This window comes from Halorubrum yunnanense, from assembly GCF_026586675.1.
In the GTDB taxonomy this organism is placed as follows: domain Archaea; phylum Halobacteriota; class Halobacteria; order Halobacteriales; family Haloferacaceae; genus Halorubrum; species Halorubrum yunnanense.
The window spans coordinates 1-15,841 of the sequence record NZ_JAODIX010000072.1 but is presented as its reverse complement, the minus strand read 5'-3'; the positions used below and the strand labels follow the sequence as shown (position 1 = coordinate 15,841).

Below are 15,841 nucleotides of genomic sequence, written 5' to 3'. Positions count from 1 at the left end.
TCAAAAGATCGCCTCACACAGTATCTCCGAGCGTTCCAACTCAGACGAGAACTCTACCGCAAACCCGGACGAAAAGCGCTCAAACACGCCGTCAAAGCAACTCTCTGAAATCAACAATGTGCTACACAAGAGCGTATAAGGTATTATAGAGGCGTTTCAGATGTTGGAAGTCCACAGAACCCACCGAGCGACAATCCGCAACCACTCACAGGTGGCGGAGTCACTCGACCGGCATGGGTGGTCGGCCAGTAAACTCTGGAACGTCGCCAACTACTACGCCCGCAACGTGTGGAATGACACGGGAGAGATACCCGACCACGGCAGACTCAAAGACGAGTTGAAGACACACACCAACTACAACGGACTCCACTCACAGTCCAGTCAGCGCGTTCTGGAGGAACTCGCTGAAGCCTTCACCTCGTGGTATGAGTCTGATGACGATCGGGACAACCCACCCGGCTACCGCAAACAAATCTACTACGACTCGCAGGGCCGCCGCGTCCACGAAGAACACCCGCGCAGTACGGTCACGTGGAAGCAAAACGGCATCAAACACGACACCGAAAACAACCGCATTCGCCTCTCAAAGGGTGCCAATCACAAGGAACACCCGAAAGCGTGGGAGTATATCCTTGTTGAGTACGAAACCCGGCCCGGCGTTACCGTCCAGAATCTACAACAGGTTCGTGCCGTCTACGACCGACAGAAGGGTCGGTGGGAACTACATCTCGTCTGTACCAAAGAGGTGGAAACACCCGACTCGCCCGGCGAGGAAACAGCTGGCGTCGACGTCGGGATCTGTAACTTCGCTGCGGTGGCGTACAGCACCGAGGAAGCCGACCTGTACCCCGGCAACCGCTTGAAACAGGACGGCTACTACTTCCCCAAGGAGATCGCGAAGTGCGACGACTCGGACGGCGATCGAGCCACTCGACTGTATCACAAGTGGTCAGAGCGTCGCACGCACTTCTTCCATAGTCTTGCGAAACACATTGTTGAGCGGTGTGTCGAGCAGGAAGTCGGTCAAATCAACGTCGGAGACCTCGAAGGTGTCCGTGACGACAAGGACGGTGACGCGAAAAACTGGGGTCGTCACGGGAATCTCGATCTCCACGGGTGGGCGTTCAACCGGTTCACCTCGATCCTCGAGTACAAAGCGAAAGTAGAGGGGGTCGAGGTCGTCGAAGTGTCTGAGAGCGACACAAGCAAGACGTGTTGCGTATGTGGGAGAGACGACGAGAGTCAGCGCGTTGAACGTGGGTTGTATGTGTGTGATGAGTGCGACGCTGCGTTCAACGCAGACGTGAATGGGGCAGAGAACATCCGTCTCGACATGAACGAAAGTAACTCCGAGTCTTCGGCCAGTTCGGACGAAGATAGGAGTACCGGCTGGTTGGCACAGCCCGGAGTCTACCTCTATGACTTGTCCAGCGGATTCCAACCGCAGACACAAGTGGTAGACTACAAACCCTAATATCCCAATCCAGCGGTGCGGTGCCGTGGGATTCCTCCGCGTTTACGCGGAGGAGGATGTCAATGACACGAGAAGGATGACAGTAGCTACTCCAAGCAGAATCATCACCTCATTTTCGTGAGAGATCATACCAATTAATTACCGATTGTCTGGGAAATAAAATGATTCTACCGGGTATGATTCTAATTCAGAAACACGGCAGTATCAATATATAATCGCATACTGATGGTCCGGTATGTCGCAATCAGCGAATGTATTCCGCAGTCCGGTCGTCCGTTGGGGGATGCCCGCTATGACGGCCGCTATTATCGTAGCTATCGCGTTCCTCGTTGTTGAAGATCAGACACTTAGGTTAGCGATGTTGGGGGTTGCCGTCGCTGACTTCCTTGTCACGCCACAGATACTGAAACGCGCTGCTCGGGGCGCATAGCTGGTTTTCGACGGAGATAGAGTTATTTATTACAGATAGTAATACAAAAGAGAGTGTTTCTGACTTAGAAGCAAGAGATAATGTTAAACAGGTTGTCCGGCCAAAGTGGTGATAGGTGTTGTATCGGGGGATCGTCCGACCAGTTACCATGCGCACTCACACGGAGAAACGGGCGCGGTGACAATAGCAAATAGAGATGTGAGCAATCGATGAGTGATGATCGACACACAGCGATCCCGTTACGTGAGTTTCCGGACCCCGCGCTCGCATACACTGTCGACGGTGACGATGCTCGCGTGACCGCCACGAACGACGCCTTCGAGCAGCAGTTCGAACAGGAGCTGGTGGGCGGACGCGTGTCGACGATATTCGACCGGTTCAACAGCTGTAATACGACCGGTGACCGGGAGCCAGTCTCGCATCTCGTTCGCGGCGATCGGATCGGCATCCGTCTGGACGGATACGGCAACCGAGGGCCGTTCTTCGCTCGCGTAATCCCGTCAGATGACGACACCGGATACCTCGTGTTTTCCGACCTTCGTGAGTGTCCCGACGAAGGCTATTCACCCGGTGTTGATCAAGTGAGCAGCGTTATCAGCCACGACCTTCGGAACCCGCTCGACGTCGCGAAGGCCCACCTCCGGGCAGCAGAGGAGACCGGTGACCCCGAACACTTCGAGTCGGTCGCAGACGCACACGATCGGATGGAACAGATCATCCGTGATGTCCTAACGCTGACGCGCGACGATGCTGTCGTTCAACCCACAGAGGAGGTCGCAATCGAGACCGCTGCGAGAGACGCATGGGAGTCGATCGATACCGAACAGGTCGAACTGACGGTTTCGGAGTCGCTGCCGACGGTTACCGCGGACTCCGATCGGCTCCAACGGTTGTTTGAAAACGTGTTCCGAAATAGCGTTGAACACGGTGTCTCAACCGATGAAAAGGGTAGCGAACAAACCACAGAGTCACCAGCAAAAGGCCATCCGGGCGCCCGAGGCGAGCAGACAGGCGAGAGCACGACTGTAGTTGTTCACCCACTCGAAGGGGGGTTTTATCTCGCAGACGACGGACCGGGAATCCCACCCGCGAAGCGTGACGTCGTCTTCACCCCCGGATATTCCACGCGGAGTGGTGGGACCGGCCTCGGCCTAGCGATCGTCGACCGAATCGTCGAAGCACACGGCTGGGATCTGACGCTCACAGCAGCGGATGACGGTGGTGCGCGGTTTGAAATCACCTTTTAGTTAGGGTGTCGCGGGCGGCGACAGAGATCTCCTTGGTTGGAGATTTGGAATACATGTCGGGTCAACGATCAGCCTCGGTCGCGCCTCTAGCCGGAGATCAGTACCCCTCGCGCTCGATACCGGTGAACCGGTCTAACAACTCGTCTGCGTCGGGGAGAAGTCGACAGATGCGGTCCCGTAAACTGTTAGCCTGCTCGTTGAGCGACGAGAACTGATCGTGGTCTTCGAGACGGTCCTGTGGCAACTCAGCGGCGATAACAGCTCGCTTCGATTCGACTCCGAAGTACTGACCGAGGAGTTCGTATGCGAGGACCTGACACTGTTGGTCGACGGCGGCCCTAATATCCTCTCGGTCGACCGGTTTACAGAGGTAGTCGTCGAACGGGAGTTCAAGAAGTTCCAATCCTGGGTCGATGGCGGTCACCATAATAACCCGGGTGTGAATGTCGTACTCTCGTAGCTCACGGAGGATGTCGTCACCAGATCGATCCGGCATGTGCCGATCGAGGAGAATTACGTCCGGCGGGTTGGACTCGTCGACCGCAGACAATGCCTCAGGACCGCTGTAGGTAACCGTGACATCAGCCACTGCGTCCAGCCGGAGGGCGTACGCGTCGGCGACCTCTTTCTCATCGTCAACGAGCAGCACCCGCGGCCGGTCAACGTACATGTCGGCCGTCACATCGTGGTAGTATTCGCTACAACATATAATAACCGCGGCTTGAAACGTCGGTCTATTTGTTTGATCCGGAACCGGTGTCCGTTGTTACTGCCGAGTGTGAGAGTGCTCAGATACGGATGGTGATATCACCGTCATCCGTCCTCGCTGTCATTGAGGTGCCACCGTTGTCGACAGCGGCGCGTAGCCGCGTCTTAGTCAGCCGGTGAACACGAAATTGTGGGGTCTGGTCCGGTATCGAAAACTCACCGGTAGCGGTGTGAGCAGAAAGAGCCGCGCTTAGTTCGTCGCCGAGTTGAAGCAACAGATCGCCGGCAGACGACTCCACGAGGGCCTCGTCGACCACGTCTGAGATTTCAGCCGTGATATTTCCGGACTTTGTCGTCAGCACTGCCACACTAGCCGGGTCGCGTACCTGAATCGTTCCGTCCGAAGTCCTCGCGGAGAGGTCGCCTCCGGTCCCATCGACGGTAATATCACCCTTAGTTGACCGGACAGAGACGTCACCCCGCGCCCGAGTGACAGAAACATCTCCATCAAGGGTCTCTAGTGTCGCCCCGTTCGGAACTCTGACTCCCGTTACACTCCCGTGGTTTGTGTGAAGTCGATGGACAGCAACGTTGCGAGGAACCCGAAGTTCCAAGGCGACACGGCCACCGCCCAAGCCGAGCAGTTGGGGTTCGTCGGTCGTAATTTCCAATCGGTTCTCAGCGACCTGAACCTCGGTGTCGAGCTCTTGGGGGGAGACGCCGCCCGTGGCGTGTTTCTTCGAGACGATTTTGATGTCGTCACGCGACTCGCCAATGAAGGCGACGTCGCCCGTAGCGTCAGCTACGTTGATAGCGGCGACTCTCGAGGGATCGACCGTCCGTGTTTCACGGATCCGTTCTCGGTCCAGTTGGCGTACGGATTCACACCCGGCAAGAATACTTCCTAGACCAACGCCAGTCGCGGCAAGTAGCCTTCGGCGGGTCGTTGTGGTTTTCGCAGCGTTACGTCCAGTCATAGCGATCACCGGTCAGGGTGAGTATCGGATCACGGCGCACGCTGGCGAATAACGATCCAAGGCACGGTACGTGCTCTCTGTGGAGTAAATGGGGGGACCGATCGTACAGACACATACGATATGCCGAGTTTGTCACCATAATCAAATATAGAATCGCATGCGCTGCTGGGTCGGCAACACTCCCAAGATTTTAAATAACTAAAGTGAGTGATCGAAGTCAGAATCCTCGGTGGATATTACGGGGATTGGCGGCCGTTGGCGTCGAAACTTTCGACCGGCACCCGGCGCTCGAGGAAGTCCGCGACGATTTTGAACGAACGGATCTTATTGTCAATGTCGGTTGAGCCGTGGCCCTCTTCACCGAGTTCGTTATACTCGAAATCACCAGTCTGGCCCTCCTCGAACCCAGCATCAAGCAGGGCGTCACGGAACAGGCGAGCCTGTGAGATCGGACAGCGCGGATCGTTAACACCGTGGATGATACAGAGTGGGGCCGTGAGGTTTTCGACGTGATTGACCGCTGAACGCTCCGCGTAAAGCTCTTGATTCTCTTCAGGGTCACCAAGGTACCGCTCCAGCGTCGTTTTGAAATGTGCCATCGACTCCTCGTAGAGAGCCGTGAGATCCGTGATACCGACTTGGCTAACTCCTGCGGCGTAGAGCTCTGGGTACTGAACCATCTGCATGTTCGTTGAATAGCCACCGTAAGAGCCACCCATGACGGCAATCCGATCCTCGTCGATCCACTCTTTCTCGGCAAGCCAGCGTGTTCCCTCAGCGATATCACCCTGTTCGGCGCCTCCCCAGTCTTTGTTGATCCTGTTTTTGAATTTTCTACCTCGACCGGTCGACCCACGGTAGTTCACTTCGAGGATGCTGTAGCCACGCATCGCAAGGAATTGGGCATATAGGTCAAACCGCTTCAGGTCCTGAGCCGGCGGGCCACCGTGAATCTTCACAACTGCCGGCGATGGGCAGCGCCCCGAGTCGTACACCAACGCTTCAATCTCTAAGCCATCGTGTGACTCAAACGTCTCGTATGAGCAGTCAGCGAATCCGCTGGGGTCAAGCTCGCCATACTCCGGCTCTAGTATGGTTTGAGCATCGCCGGTGGTCAGATCTACCCGGAGTAGTGTCGGACGGTCTGTAGGGGTCTCCTGTGTGACAAGCACTTCGGTCGCTGAGAGCAGAGCAGCGTCACCGTATCCCGGGAACGAGGCAACACCCTCGGGCAGCTCAACTTCGTGACTCCTACCGTTCAATTCGTGAACGACGGGTACTACGGCGCAGTTCCGTGTCCGGGTCGCAAGAACTCTCTCACCACTTGGGAGAAAGGTTTTGGGCGACTCCACATGGTCTGGCTCAGTAAGCCACTCAACGGAATCATCGGTGAGATTATAAACACCAGCTCGGGGCTTATCAGAAGAATTGTCAGAAACCAACAACTGGTCACCATCGGGTCCGAAGTCGCTCACCGCAGCCTCAGCGCCCTCCTCGCCAATATTTAAATTCCGAATCTCGACGAGCTGTGCGTGCTTTCCGCTTCTGTCGAGCCGATCAATTTCAGCGATGTATACGTCTTGGTTATCAAGATTATCAGACTCATTCGTGTTGTAGGCCACACGGTCGGCTCCGGGTGTATATACTCCGTTACGGACAGGCTGACGATAGTCAGTAAGCCGTGTCGTTGTCCCAGTTTCACAGTCGTGCTCGTAGAGATTCATCTGTTGGTCAGTATCGCTGGCGAACAACAGATATCGACCATCTTCAGAGACATCCGTGAGAATCGTCTGACCATCATTTTCGACAACAGCCTCAACCTTGCCGTCACGGTCGATGGCCATGATATCATTCTGTTCGTTTCCGTCCCGATCTTGGTGGAAATACAGCCGGTTTCCGGAGGGAGCCCATCGGAATGGATATCGAGCGTCGCGGGGGACGTTCCCGTCACTAAGTCGTGTTTTATCTCCTGAATTAGGGTCAACGAGGTACAGTTCATTGCGACCGCTGCCGTCGTAGTAAACTGCGATCTCATCTCCACCCGGAGAGGCCGCTGGGTGGTAAAAACTCGGCAGTCCGGCTAGTTCCTCAAGCAGATTTTTCTCCGGCATTAGGCCCTGTTTGCTTCGGAAGTTTCAAAAAAGACACCCCTTTGTTTCAGCTTGAGAATCACCGCGGTGTCTTTCGCCCGCCGAACATCTCTGCTGGGGCAATTCGAACCGGCTAAAAGATATCTTAGAGGGAGATGGCTCTGTTGAAATCCTTAAGAACTGATAGGATCGGTGTGCGAGATACAGAGGATGGGTTCAGCGCCCGGGAGTTGGGCTAGAGTATCGATGATGTAGACAGTTATTCGACTGTATCGAAACGTATATTGGTTAATCCGCAATATACATCTGGATTCAACCACTGTTACGAAATATGCCTGAACAAAATCTGTATGAGCGTCTCGGAGAGCGAGAGGGGATACGCGCTGTGGTCGATGATTTCTACGAAAGGCTTCTCGCAGATGATGACTTAGGACCGTTCTTCGAGAGTGCAGATATGGAGAAATTACGACAGACGCAGACAGATTTCCTCTGTGAGGCAGCAGGTGGCCCCGAAACGTACGACGCTGAACCTGTCCGCGAGGCCCATCTCCACATTCCCTTCACTCCGGCTCACATCCAGCGAGCGGTTGAGTTGTTGTACGAGAGTTTGGACGTCTTCAATGTGGCTGACGAGGATGCAGAAGCTGTCGTTCAGGCAGTTGCCGCGTACGAGGAAGATCTGCTAGCAAGACCAGAGGACGAGGAAGAATGATGGACAGGTAGTAATTCGGTTTGTTAAATACGCGCTGTGTATTCAGCAACACCTACAATTTGTTCTTGATCTCTGTCAATAGCGGCGTGCAAGATACAGAGCTTCTATACAGCAAAAATAAACACATTCAATTTCAACAGCGAGGTGTGAAGTTCAATAAGCCCCTCCCGCTGGCTGTTCTGATTGGTTGCTGCATTGGTGGTGGAGTTCACCGATACCTCCTTTCGGATTGGTTCTTTGTGTCAAGCATAGCAACGGTATACATCGGGATTACATACTTCATTTTAGCGTATGACATCACACTGCTCGGTGAACAGTTCATGTTCGATACTAGGTACGACAGGCTTGGCCATGCCGTCGGTGTCTTCGGATTGAGCATAGGTCCGTTAGCACTCATAGAATATGTTGGTCTTCAAGGGTCTGAGGTTGTCGGCGTGCTAATGTGGTCGATTGGTATAATTGCGTATTTTATTATCATATCGAATGTACAGAGTCAACCGCGGCAGTAGCGACTGGTGACGCACGAGTTGTCCATCGGTAGAAGCGGAAGCATCAGTGGTAATTGCTGAATATGCGCTCTCTATACAGCAAAGGCTCGACAAACTACCCGATTGCTGTCAGCAAGGCGGTACGAGATACAGAGGGTGAGTCTTGCATGAAGGCTCGGTCTGTCCAGGGCAGTTTAGACCGGTCAATATAGGTCTTAGATACACTGTGGAGTCGCTATTCATACAGTTTAGGCTATTCTTCTCGTTTCAGGGTACAGGCGAGAATGCAGTTTCCATCGGGTCGGTCAGCGTGAACCCTATTCAGTTGGGACTCGGGTGTGCGTGCTTGGTTCTCTCGGGATTTCTCCTAATCAGGTACGTCTATCTCTATCGAGACGGGAATCCGTACAAGTATTTCCCGTGACGAACGGAGCGAGACCTCCTCGACCGCACACAACGAAACGAGAACACCTCGCTTGACCACGTCAGGAACAACTTCTCTCGGACAGGGGGACGACTATGGCACGAAAGACCTGACAGACCTGTCCGAGGGTATCTTCTGTGAGTTGCTGACGAGTCACAGTTACAGTAACAATAGCAGTAGAGATACTATCACGCCAATCAGAAGCATAGCGACGAGGATACGGCTCGCAAGGGGGCTCAGTTCTTCGTCAGGGATTGCCTCAGGTTCATAGACTCCAGCGAGGATTGTACCGCTCAGACAGGTCAGCGTGACGCTTGCGACACCCCACGCCACTGAGAACAGCCCTGTTTCGGTGAGAGCTGTCTGCCCCATCCAGAGGCTCATCACAAGCATCGAGAGGGCGAGTCCTGAGCGACGGTTCATACTCTCATCCTTGTTCAATTACGCATATTTTAGTAATATAAATACTATTGAACCAGAAACAACTCTCCGTTTTGAATGAGATTCGATGCTGAATATGCGCTCTGTATTCAGCACGGCTCCGAGAACATATCTCCTGCTGAGGATTTCAACAGAGCCAGGGAGATCTAAGACTACTACCTAAGATCCCAAACAGAGCATCGAGAGAAATCTATCGGAAGAAGTTGGTCGGGAGTGTTAAGTTACATCCAAATAACTCCCCAGCGGATGGCTCCGGAGTCGGCGGCGGACACCCGCAAGGTGTACTCGTTGCTTGACGACGAGTATGCAAGACAAATCCTCATCGAAACGTATGAGGAGACGCGGTCGGCAAGCGCACTCTGCGATGTCTGTGACGCGTCGGAGGCGACTGTCTACCGGCGGCTTGAACGACTCCAACAACAAGATCTCGTCGAGAGTGTCCAAGAGATCGATCCTGACGAAGGTCCCCACGAGGTGTACGCTGCACGACTCGACCACGTTTCGATTGATCTGACCGCAGCTGGCTTCGAGATTGATATCGAATACGTTGACGAAACGGCTGCCGACCGACTGACCAGACTGTACGAGGAGCTCTCTGGATGACACCACTTCAGTTCATCACAGCAGAACTTGCCCGCTCTCGCCAGACAGTACTCCCAGTACAAGTGGAGGTCGTCGGCGACAATGCCGCATTAGCGGCCGCCACGATTGTCGCGTTCTTTCTGTCGGTTCTACTCGCAGTATTTGTTACGTATCGTTTCGCGCGTGGTTACTTGCGGACGCGTCAGCGCCCGCTACTGTATCTCACAGTAGGGTTACTACTGTTAGCCCCACTACCGATGTTCCTTCGGTTGGCGTTCGGTAATGTGGGATCGGTGACAGGGACGGAACGGACGGTACTGGTAACGGCGAGTAAATTCTGCGGGTTACTCGTCATCCTCGGGGTAGTATACCGATGACGTTGTCTGTGATTGCGACGGCTGGCGGTGTTGCGACTGCTTGCCTCGGAGCGTACGTCGCGTATCTCGCGTACGATGGTCACCGTCGCAACGAGAGCCGGACGATGCTGTTGCTAGCAGTTGGCGTCGTGTGTATCGCTGTGGTACCGTACGGGATCAGTTACGTCCTGACACCGCTGCTTTCGCTTTCGGACGCGGTGACCGTCCTCGGTGTCACGGTGGCCCATCTAGCAGGGCTCGGAGCGTTGGCACGGTCGGTGACGGCGTGACATCTGGGACTTGAAGAGTTATTTCATATTTATATTTTTGGGAACGTTGCCAGCGCTGTAGCGTTGAGTCTCTTATACGTGGGTCTCGCCACAAGATTGAGTCGCAACATGAGCGAATCCGCTCGGTCCCCAAGTTCACCGATCGACGCGTTCGCGCAGTTCATCGGTGTGCCGTTTCAACGGCAGACGTATCGTAACCTCGCGTACCCCCTGTTAGCGTTCCCACTCGGGATTGCGTACTTCACCGTCATTACGACCGGACTTTCGACCGGCCTCAGTCTCGTAGTGACGCTGCTTGGCATCCCGATTATCGTCGGGACGCTCGCAGTGACGCTCGGTATCGGTTCGTTTGAGGCGCAGTTGGCCGGATGGCTCCTCGACGTCGACGTCAACCGGTCGGTCCCAGACGTGGAGTTCGCGTTCGGCTCGGTTGATGAGATCATCGCAACGACGAAACGCGTCGTCACGACATCAGCGACGTGGACCGGACTGCTACTCGTCGGGCTGAAGTTCGTGTTCGGCGTCGTCGCCTTTACTGCGGTCGTCACTGCGGGTGCGATCTCGGTGACGCTACTGTCGCTACCGATATTTTACAACGCGTCCGGAGTGACCTACACCGTCGGGCCGTACGTCGTCGACACGCTCGCCGAAGCGCTGGTTGGCGCGGGTTGTGGGGTCATTCTCCTCCTCGTATCACTTCACGTCCTCAACGGACTCGCCCGCCTCGGAGGGTTCCTCACGACCGCGCTACTCGGCGGTCAGATCACCACAGTGACGGGTGATGTCGATGGTTGAGCGCGACACGGAGGACACTATTACCTCTCGCCGCAAGCTGCTTGGTGCGGCTGGTACCGCGGTCGCAAGCGCGCTCGCCGGCTGCGGGTCGGTCGTTCAGATCGAACGCGAAGGAACCACCGAAGAGCAGATCATTGACGCACGAACGGACGCGACACTCACGGTTGTCGACGCGACGGACGCGATCGCTTTCACCGCCGAGCGACGCGACGACGTCAAAGTTGTCGCCGAAAAGGAGGCGTTCGGTAGGGTTTCACTTGACGAACTGACGGTGGACGTCGAGGAGACCGCCGATCGCGTCGAGATCACCACCGACAAGCCGACCATCGTCGGTTTCGGTGGGGCGAGCGTGTCGTTGGAGCTGTACGTGCCCGAAGAGATGGACGTCGATCAGATCCAGACCACCGACGGGGCGGTGACGGCACGGCGAGTCCCGGACGGTGCCGCGCTCCGCACCCGAGACGGATCGATTCGGATCACCGACGCTCGGGGCGACGTCACCGCGGAGACCAGCGACGGAGACATCTCCGTCGACGGGACGGACGGGACGCTCTCGGCGGTGACACAGGACGGAGCGATACAGGTGCGAGACCCGGGGCGCGTCGGCGAGATCAGCACTCGGGACGGGAACGTGATGACTGACATCCCGGCGGTGGCTGATGACGCCAAGATCGAGTCGTCGGACGGCAACTTGCTCCTGCGGATAGGCGAGGAGCTTGAGACGGTGCTCACGGCAGACACGGCCGACGGTGACATACTCATCAGCGACGTGGCTCCCGGGCTTCAGATCCGGCGTCAGACGGACTCTCAACTGGAGGCAGTCGTCGGTGACGGCTCAACGCCGCTTCGGGCACACACTAATGACGGGGACGTCATGGTTCGGGGGTGACCGCCACCAAAGCGGTCCTCGCTGACGACGAGGCGGGAATATTATATCAGACGACATCCCAAATGTCCCGTTGATGGCCCTCTCGGACCAAGTATCGGACATCTCGACCATCCTCCCCCCCGTTCGACAGCTGTTATTGGTTCCGTTTCAACTCCGGACGTACGGGGTGTTGCTGTATCTCGCCCTCGCGTTCCCGCTCGGCATCGGGTACTTCGTCGGGACCGTTGTCGGACTGTCACTCGGTATTAGCCTGTCAGTATTCTTGATCGGCCTGCCGATTCTTGCGGCAACGCTGGGCGGTGTCGTGCTCGTTGCTGCCGCTGAACGAGTGATGGCGCGACAACTGCTCGGCGCCGACATCCCGACCCCGTCGTGGGGGGTTTCGGAAGCATCTCGACTGCGCGATCAGGTACTAACGGTGCTGACGACTCCCGTTTTATGAGGATCACTTATTTTTGTACTCTCAAAGCTGGCTGTCGGTGTCGCTGCGTTCACAATTATTGTGGTCGTCCTGTCACTCGGACTGTCTCTGCTCGGAGCACCGCTGTACTACGACATGCCCGGAGCGTCGGTTGGACTGTTTCTCCCCGAGCCGATCCGGCGTGAGCTTTCGCTTGTCATCCCTTGGGACCAGTTTGAGGTCGGGATCTCGTTCATCGTTCGACTCACGTCGTGGGAAGTCTCAACGCTACCCGGAGCGCTCCTGCTTTCGGTGTTCGGCGGGTTCGTCCTGCTGATCGGACTGAACGTTCTGACCGCAGGAGGGTGGATCTGCGCACGCTGGGCTGAATTAACGCTTAGTCCTGGAAGAAACGAAGGGTGAATTCGGGTGTGGAGACGCTTACAGCAGCGTTTCAATTGCCAACTCCGCTGCCAGTCTAGCCTATTTACGGGAGTCGGCCGGTTCACCTCCACCGTCTTGTGTATGGAGTGTCATCCAGACCGCCGCAAGGGTAGGCTACAGTTTCGCTAAACGGACGTGAGAACACTAGTTTATACGACGCCGCCAACAACGAGCAGGCCAAGAACGATCAGGAATACTGCGACTACGCCTCCTGCGGCAATTAATTTGTTCTCCATCGCCTTCTCCTGAAGCGGCATCGCGGCGTACTCCTCGCGGAATGCCTCGAGATTATCTTCGTTATAGAAGAACTTCGTTTTCAACGCGAATCGTTCAGTCACCGCACAGCCAGTACAAATCGGTTCACCTTCCAGTCGCTCCGTTTTGGTGTGGCTGTCGCAGGCGATCGCTCCACAGTTCGGACAGTAGGTGTACGTCTCGTCGACGCCCCTCGTCTCGCAGTGGACGCACCGATGGATGCCATCCTCAACAGTCACTCGTGACGGACCTGCTGCGTAGTACTCATAGGGGTAGGTGTACGCCTGGATGTCGGTCGTCTGCTGAATCTCAGGTAGATACACCGGCTCAATCGATTGCACTGAGATATCCGAGAGATTCGGCTCACACGTCTTGTTGTACGTGACGTTGTTGTCGCCAGTGTAGGAGACAGTCGTCGTGTGGTGCTGCTGGAGCCGCTCGACGGCCCACTCCTTGTACTCGGTCTGGGTCTGCCCGAATCGACGCTCCCCGACGTCGTCGAACACCTCCCCAAACTGGCCCGAGTCGAGTTCGATCCTCGTATGGAAGTTCTTGGTGACCAGTGTCGCGACATCCTCGTCGACGACCTGTGGGTGGCCGCGTTCAGCGTGAACCACGAACTGCGTCCGATCGTTGATCCGGTGGACGACGCCGACGGACGTCTCGAAGACAGCGTTTGTGTCGGCGGTAACCGCAACCACCGGTCGGAACGTCACCGCAGAATGTGGTGTCGGGGCGTTCGCGGCCTCGATGTTCTCGATATCCCGGAACGCTTCCTGGACGGGTGCGTCGACGTCGGCCGCGGGGTCGTAGGGACGGAATGTTTCGTCACAGAGGATTTCGATGCGACCGTTGTAGAGGTCGAGGCCGATCTCGTCGGCGAGCTCGCGAAGGTCCTCACCACCGAGCAACTCGATTAGATGCGGGTCGTCGCTTTGTTGGAGACGGTCGGCGTACTCCTGGGCGGGACTCGTGAACCGGCCCGTCGTAACGACCATGCCCCGCTTCGGGCCATCGAAATCGAACGTCGCGATCGCCGAGTGGAGCTTCTGGACGACCGGTCGCCCAACCGTCCCCGTGTGTTTACACTCGACGACGATCGCGCGCCGCGTGCCGTCGACGACCTCCTCCATGATGACGTCCCGCCCCTCGTCGGCTGTCTTCTCAGCCTGCCGGACGTTCTCGTAGCCGAGGTTGCGGAAGACGTCCTCAATCAGATCTTCAAACTCGAACCCAGAAAGATCGTCTAGAACGGCCATTTGATGTATTTGGATACTGTCGCGCGATTACCAAATACATTGGTGGGAACCAGAGAGGTCATCAATTTCGGAAGACGCGATTAAATGAGTGTGATATCATCATCCTCGCTATCAATAAGATCCCAGAGTGTAATGATGGTAATTTGGCCCTCGTAGCCTAGCGACGACATTGCGGTTTCGATTGCCTCTCGAGCAACCCGGTCGGCAGTAATTACAGTGATGTTGTCTGCCCGTTCGGTATCGAGAAGGTACTCGACAGCAAGTCCAGCGAACACGGGATCGGCTTTTTCCACGTCGTGCTCGTCTTTGCTCGCCGATTTCGAGGCGATTGCTCGCCGAACAATATCTTGGGCTGTTGTCCCCTTGCTGTGGGAGACGGTCGGAGCTGCCACAACTTTCGCCCACCCCTCGTCTTGGGCTCGCTCCAGTGCTGGCTTGACTCCACCTTGTTCAATTTCTTCTTCAACGCGAGCAGGAACCAGAAGCGTCACGCCAGCACGCCGAACTGTTTGGCGGAACCGATGGTGTTTGGATTTCCCTGGATTTCCGATGCTAATAAAGACGTTTGCGTCGACTAATGTGACTGACTCGGGGGAGAGAGGAGATGAGTTGTTCATCGAGAATGGGAAGAATTACGACTCAGTATTCGGGCGAGGCGTAGTCACGTCAAGTTCGCTCTCGAATCCGATGTCATCCGAGATTTCCGGGAAAATCACGTCGAAGTAGGGATCGTATTCCTGCCCAACCGCGAGCGCAGGCTTCAGCGCGAGGATGACACTGATCGCTTCCCCGGTTGGGATGCCAAGTGGATCAGCGGCCATTCGCTGGGTGATCTGACCAGCATAATGGAGTCCGGCCTGTCGGACAGCAGCAGCGAGTTTGCCAACACCGTGTCGCTCAACAAAGTATGAGATTTCTTCATCGACTTCCTGGAGTGCAACGGCGTGGAGGATCGTCGGCGTCACAACAATACCATCAGTAGTGATGCGAACCGGATCTGCGGTCACTTCTACTGGTCTATCTCCCGCCAACGTGACGATTCCGAGTGCCTCAAGCGTTTCTACGTGATCGTAGACGGTGGTCTTTGGGATATCTAGTGCCGCCTTGATCTCTGGGCGGGTGACCGGCCCGTAATAGCAGGTGTACACATAGACACGCGCCAGTTCTGGATGATCCAATAACCGCCCGACAGTTGCGAGCTGATTGATCCCCGTTTCGAGATCATGTGGGGGTGTCTCCGTGACGGGGTGAGGGGTCATACACATTAGTACGAAATCCTTGAACTTTAAACTTCGTATGGGAAGCGTGACTGCTGTTAATGTGAGAGAGAAACTTCGTAGTCGGCTGCCAGCCTCCGGAATTGAGCCCATTCGGGAAAACGACTGTCAGTATCTTGCCCGTGTGTGTTCAGATACTGGAGCAGGGCATCGATTGTTTCCTCCAACGCTCTTGTGTAGCACATTGTTGATTTCAGAGAGTTGCTTTGACGGCGTGTTTGAGCGCTTTTCGTCCGGGTTTGCGGTAGAGTTCTCGTCTGAGTTGGAACGCTCGGAGATACTGTGTGAGGCGATCTTTTGAGA

Annotated in this window: 16 protein-coding genes and 2 pseudogenes; 10 read left to right on the top strand and 8 right to left on the bottom strand. The window is 55.7% G+C overall.

Translation table 11 applies throughout. The annotated features are described in order from the left end of the window. The 3 genes and pseudogenes from N5096_RS14810 to N5096_RS14800 form a co-directional block, all read left to right on the top strand. Nucleotides 1-108, top strand: a pseudogene (locus N5096_RS14810) (IS1595 family transposase); the annotation flags it as partial. Between the two features lie 52 nt (nt 109-160). Then, on the top strand, nt 161-1,474 hold the full coding sequence (locus N5096_RS14805; RefSeq protein WP_267665577.1) for an RNA-guided endonuclease InsQ/TnpB family protein: 1,314 nt from the start codon (nt 161-163) through the stop codon (nt 1,472-1,474). A 639-nt stretch (nt 1,475-2,113) separates the two neighbouring features. Beyond that, the gene (locus N5096_RS14800; protein ID WP_267665576.1) at nt 2,114-3,151 is read left to right on the top strand and encodes a sensor histidine kinase; all 1,038 of its coding nucleotides are present in this window, start codon (nt 2,114-2,116) and stop codon (nt 3,149-3,151) included. A gap of 97 nt (nt 3,152-3,248) precedes the next feature. Here the strand turns inward: N5096_RS14800 and N5096_RS14795 are convergent, their stop codons facing one another. The 3 genes from N5096_RS14795 to N5096_RS14785 all read right to left on the bottom strand — a co-directional run bounded on the left by N5096_RS14795 (nt 3,249) and on the right by N5096_RS14785 (nt 6,947). Further along, a complete protein-coding gene (locus tag N5096_RS14795) occupies nt 3,249-3,821 on the bottom strand; it encodes a response regulator (RefSeq protein ID WP_303655015.1) in 573 nt (190 codons plus the stop codon). A gap of 118 nt (nt 3,822-3,939) precedes the next feature. After that, nucleotides 3,940-4,836, bottom strand: coding sequence for a DUF4097 family beta strand repeat-containing protein (locus N5096_RS14790; RefSeq protein ID WP_267665574.1), 897 nt, complete (start codon nt 4,834-4,836; stop codon nt 3,940-3,942). 236 nt (nt 4,837-5,072) lie between these two features. Next, on the bottom strand, nt 5,073-6,947 hold the full coding sequence (locus N5096_RS14785) for a S9 family peptidase (protein WP_267665573.1): 1,875 nt from the start codon (nt 6,945-6,947) through the stop codon (nt 5,073-5,075). A gap of 310 nt (nt 6,948-7,257) precedes the next feature. Between N5096_RS14785 and N5096_RS14780 the strand changes: the two genes are divergently transcribed. Next, nucleotides 7,258-7,638 carry a truncated hemoglobin gene (locus N5096_RS14780; protein WP_267665572.1) on the top strand — a complete coding sequence of 127 codons (381 nt, stop codon included), beginning with the start codon at nt 7,258-7,260 and terminating at the stop codon, nt 7,636-7,638. 146 nt (nt 7,639-7,784) lie between these two features. Beyond that, a complete protein-coding gene (locus tag N5096_RS14775) occupies nt 7,785-8,147 on the top strand; it encodes a hypothetical protein (RefSeq protein ID WP_267665571.1) in 363 nt (120 codons plus the stop codon). A gap of 562 nt (nt 8,148-8,709) precedes the next feature. Here the strand turns inward: N5096_RS14775 and N5096_RS14770 are convergent. Next, nucleotides 8,710-8,991 carry a hypothetical protein gene (locus N5096_RS14770; protein ID WP_267665570.1) on the bottom strand — a complete coding sequence of 94 codons (282 nt, stop codon included), beginning with the start codon at nt 8,989-8,991 and terminating at the stop codon, nt 8,710-8,712. Between the two features lie 246 nt (nt 8,992-9,237). Here N5096_RS14770 and N5096_RS14765 point away from each other — a divergent pair, with 246 nt between their 5' ends. The 5 genes from N5096_RS14765 (at nt 9,238) to N5096_RS14745 (ending at nt 12,345) form a co-directional block, all read left to right on the top strand. Beyond that, nucleotides 9,238-9,594 (top strand): ArsR/SmtB family transcription factor, encoded by a 357-nt coding sequence (locus tag N5096_RS14765; RefSeq protein WP_149784168.1) that lies wholly within the window; start codon nt 9,238-9,240, stop codon nt 9,592-9,594. Nucleotides 9,595-9,946: 352 nt separating this feature from the next. Next, nucleotides 9,947-10,219: a DUF7521 family protein gene (locus N5096_RS14760; RefSeq protein ID WP_094521018.1), complete on the top strand. Its 273-nt coding sequence runs from the start codon at nt 9,947-9,949 to the stop codon at nt 10,217-10,219. A gap of 108 nt (nt 10,220-10,327) precedes the next feature. Then, complete coding sequence (locus tag N5096_RS14755) at nt 10,328-11,014, top strand: sensor domain-containing protein (protein ID WP_267665569.1); 687 nt, start codon at nt 10,328-10,330, stop codon at nt 11,012-11,014. Next, entirely contained in the window at nt 11,007-11,903 is an 897-nt protein-coding gene (locus N5096_RS14750) for a DUF4097 family beta strand repeat-containing protein (protein WP_267665568.1), read from the top strand. The genes N5096_RS14755 and N5096_RS14750 overlap by 8 nt, the downstream gene beginning before the upstream one ends. 73 nt (nt 11,904-11,976) lie before the next feature. Further along, entirely contained in the window at nt 11,977-12,345 is a 369-nt protein-coding gene (locus N5096_RS14745; protein WP_267665567.1) for a sensor domain-containing protein, read from the top strand. 551 nt (nt 12,346-12,896) lie between these two features. On the opposite strand, the gene N5096_RS14740 is transcribed toward N5096_RS14745, so the two are convergent. The 4 genes and pseudogenes from N5096_RS14740 to N5096_RS14725 all read right to left on the bottom strand — a co-directional run. Then, on the bottom strand, nt 12,897-14,261 hold the full coding sequence (locus N5096_RS14740) for a restriction endonuclease (RefSeq protein WP_267665566.1): 1,365 nt from the start codon (nt 14,259-14,261) through the stop codon (nt 12,897-12,899). 80 nt (nt 14,262-14,341) lie between these two features. Then, a complete protein-coding gene (locus N5096_RS14735; protein WP_464387814.1) occupies nt 14,342-14,878 on the bottom strand; it encodes a PIN domain-containing protein in 537 nt (178 codons plus the stop codon). Nucleotides 14,879-14,893: 15 nt separating this feature from the next. Continuing rightward, nucleotides 14,894-15,520 (bottom strand): winged helix-turn-helix domain-containing protein, encoded by a 627-nt coding sequence (locus N5096_RS14730; protein ID WP_267665564.1) that lies wholly within the window; start codon nt 15,518-15,520, stop codon nt 14,894-14,896. 211 nt (nt 15,521-15,731) lie between these two features. Next, nucleotides 15,732-15,841, bottom strand: a pseudogene (locus N5096_RS14725) (IS1595 family transposase); the annotation flags it as partial.

Bases quoted from the DNA above. Each gene is read 5' to 3' on its own strand.
- N5096_RS14735 (WP_464387814.1), bottom strand. From the start codon at position 14,878: ATGAACAACTCATCTCCTCTCTCCCCCGAGTCAGTCACATTAGTCGAC.
- N5096_RS14755 (WP_267665569.1), top strand. From the start codon at position 10,328: ATGAGCGAATCCGCTCGGTCCCCAAGTTCACCGATCGACGCGTTCGCG.
- N5096_RS14740 (WP_267665566.1), bottom strand. From the start codon at position 14,261: ATGGCCGTTCTAGACGATCTTTCTGGGTTCGAGTTTGAAGATCTGATT.
- N5096_RS14795 (WP_303655015.1), bottom strand. From the start codon at position 3,821: ATGTACGTTGACCGGCCGCGGGTGCTGCTCGTTGACGATGAGAAAGAG.
- N5096_RS14765 (WP_149784168.1), top strand. From the start codon at position 9,238: ATGGCTCCGGAGTCGGCGGCGGACACCCGCAAGGTGTACTCGTTGCTT.
- N5096_RS14730 (WP_267665564.1), bottom strand. From the start codon at position 15,520: ATGACCCCTCACCCCGTCACGGAGACACCCCCACATGATCTCGAAACG.
- N5096_RS14785 (WP_267665573.1), bottom strand. From the start codon at position 6,947: ATGCCGGAGAAAAATCTGCTTGAGGAACTAGCCGGACTGCCGAGTTTT.
- N5096_RS14800 (WP_267665576.1), top strand. From the start codon at position 2,114: ATGAGTGATGATCGACACACAGCGATCCCGTTACGTGAGTTTCCGGAC.
- N5096_RS14745 (WP_267665567.1), top strand. From the start codon at position 11,977: ATGGCCCTCTCGGACCAAGTATCGGACATCTCGACCATCCTCCCCCCC.
- N5096_RS14780 (WP_267665572.1), top strand. From the start codon at position 7,258: ATGCCTGAACAAAATCTGTATGAGCGTCTCGGAGAGCGAGAGGGGATA.
- N5096_RS14760 (WP_094521018.1), top strand. From the start codon at position 9,947: ATGACGTTGTCTGTGATTGCGACGGCTGGCGGTGTTGCGACTGCTTGC.
- N5096_RS14805 (WP_267665577.1), top strand. From the start codon at position 161: ATGTTGGAAGTCCACAGAACCCACCGAGCGACAATCCGCAACCACTCA.
- N5096_RS14790 (WP_267665574.1), bottom strand. From the start codon at position 4,836: ATGACTGGACGTAACGCTGCGAAAACCACAACGACCCGCCGAAGGCTA.
- N5096_RS14750 (WP_267665568.1), top strand. From the start codon at position 11,007: ATGGTTGAGCGCGACACGGAGGACACTATTACCTCTCGCCGCAAGCTG.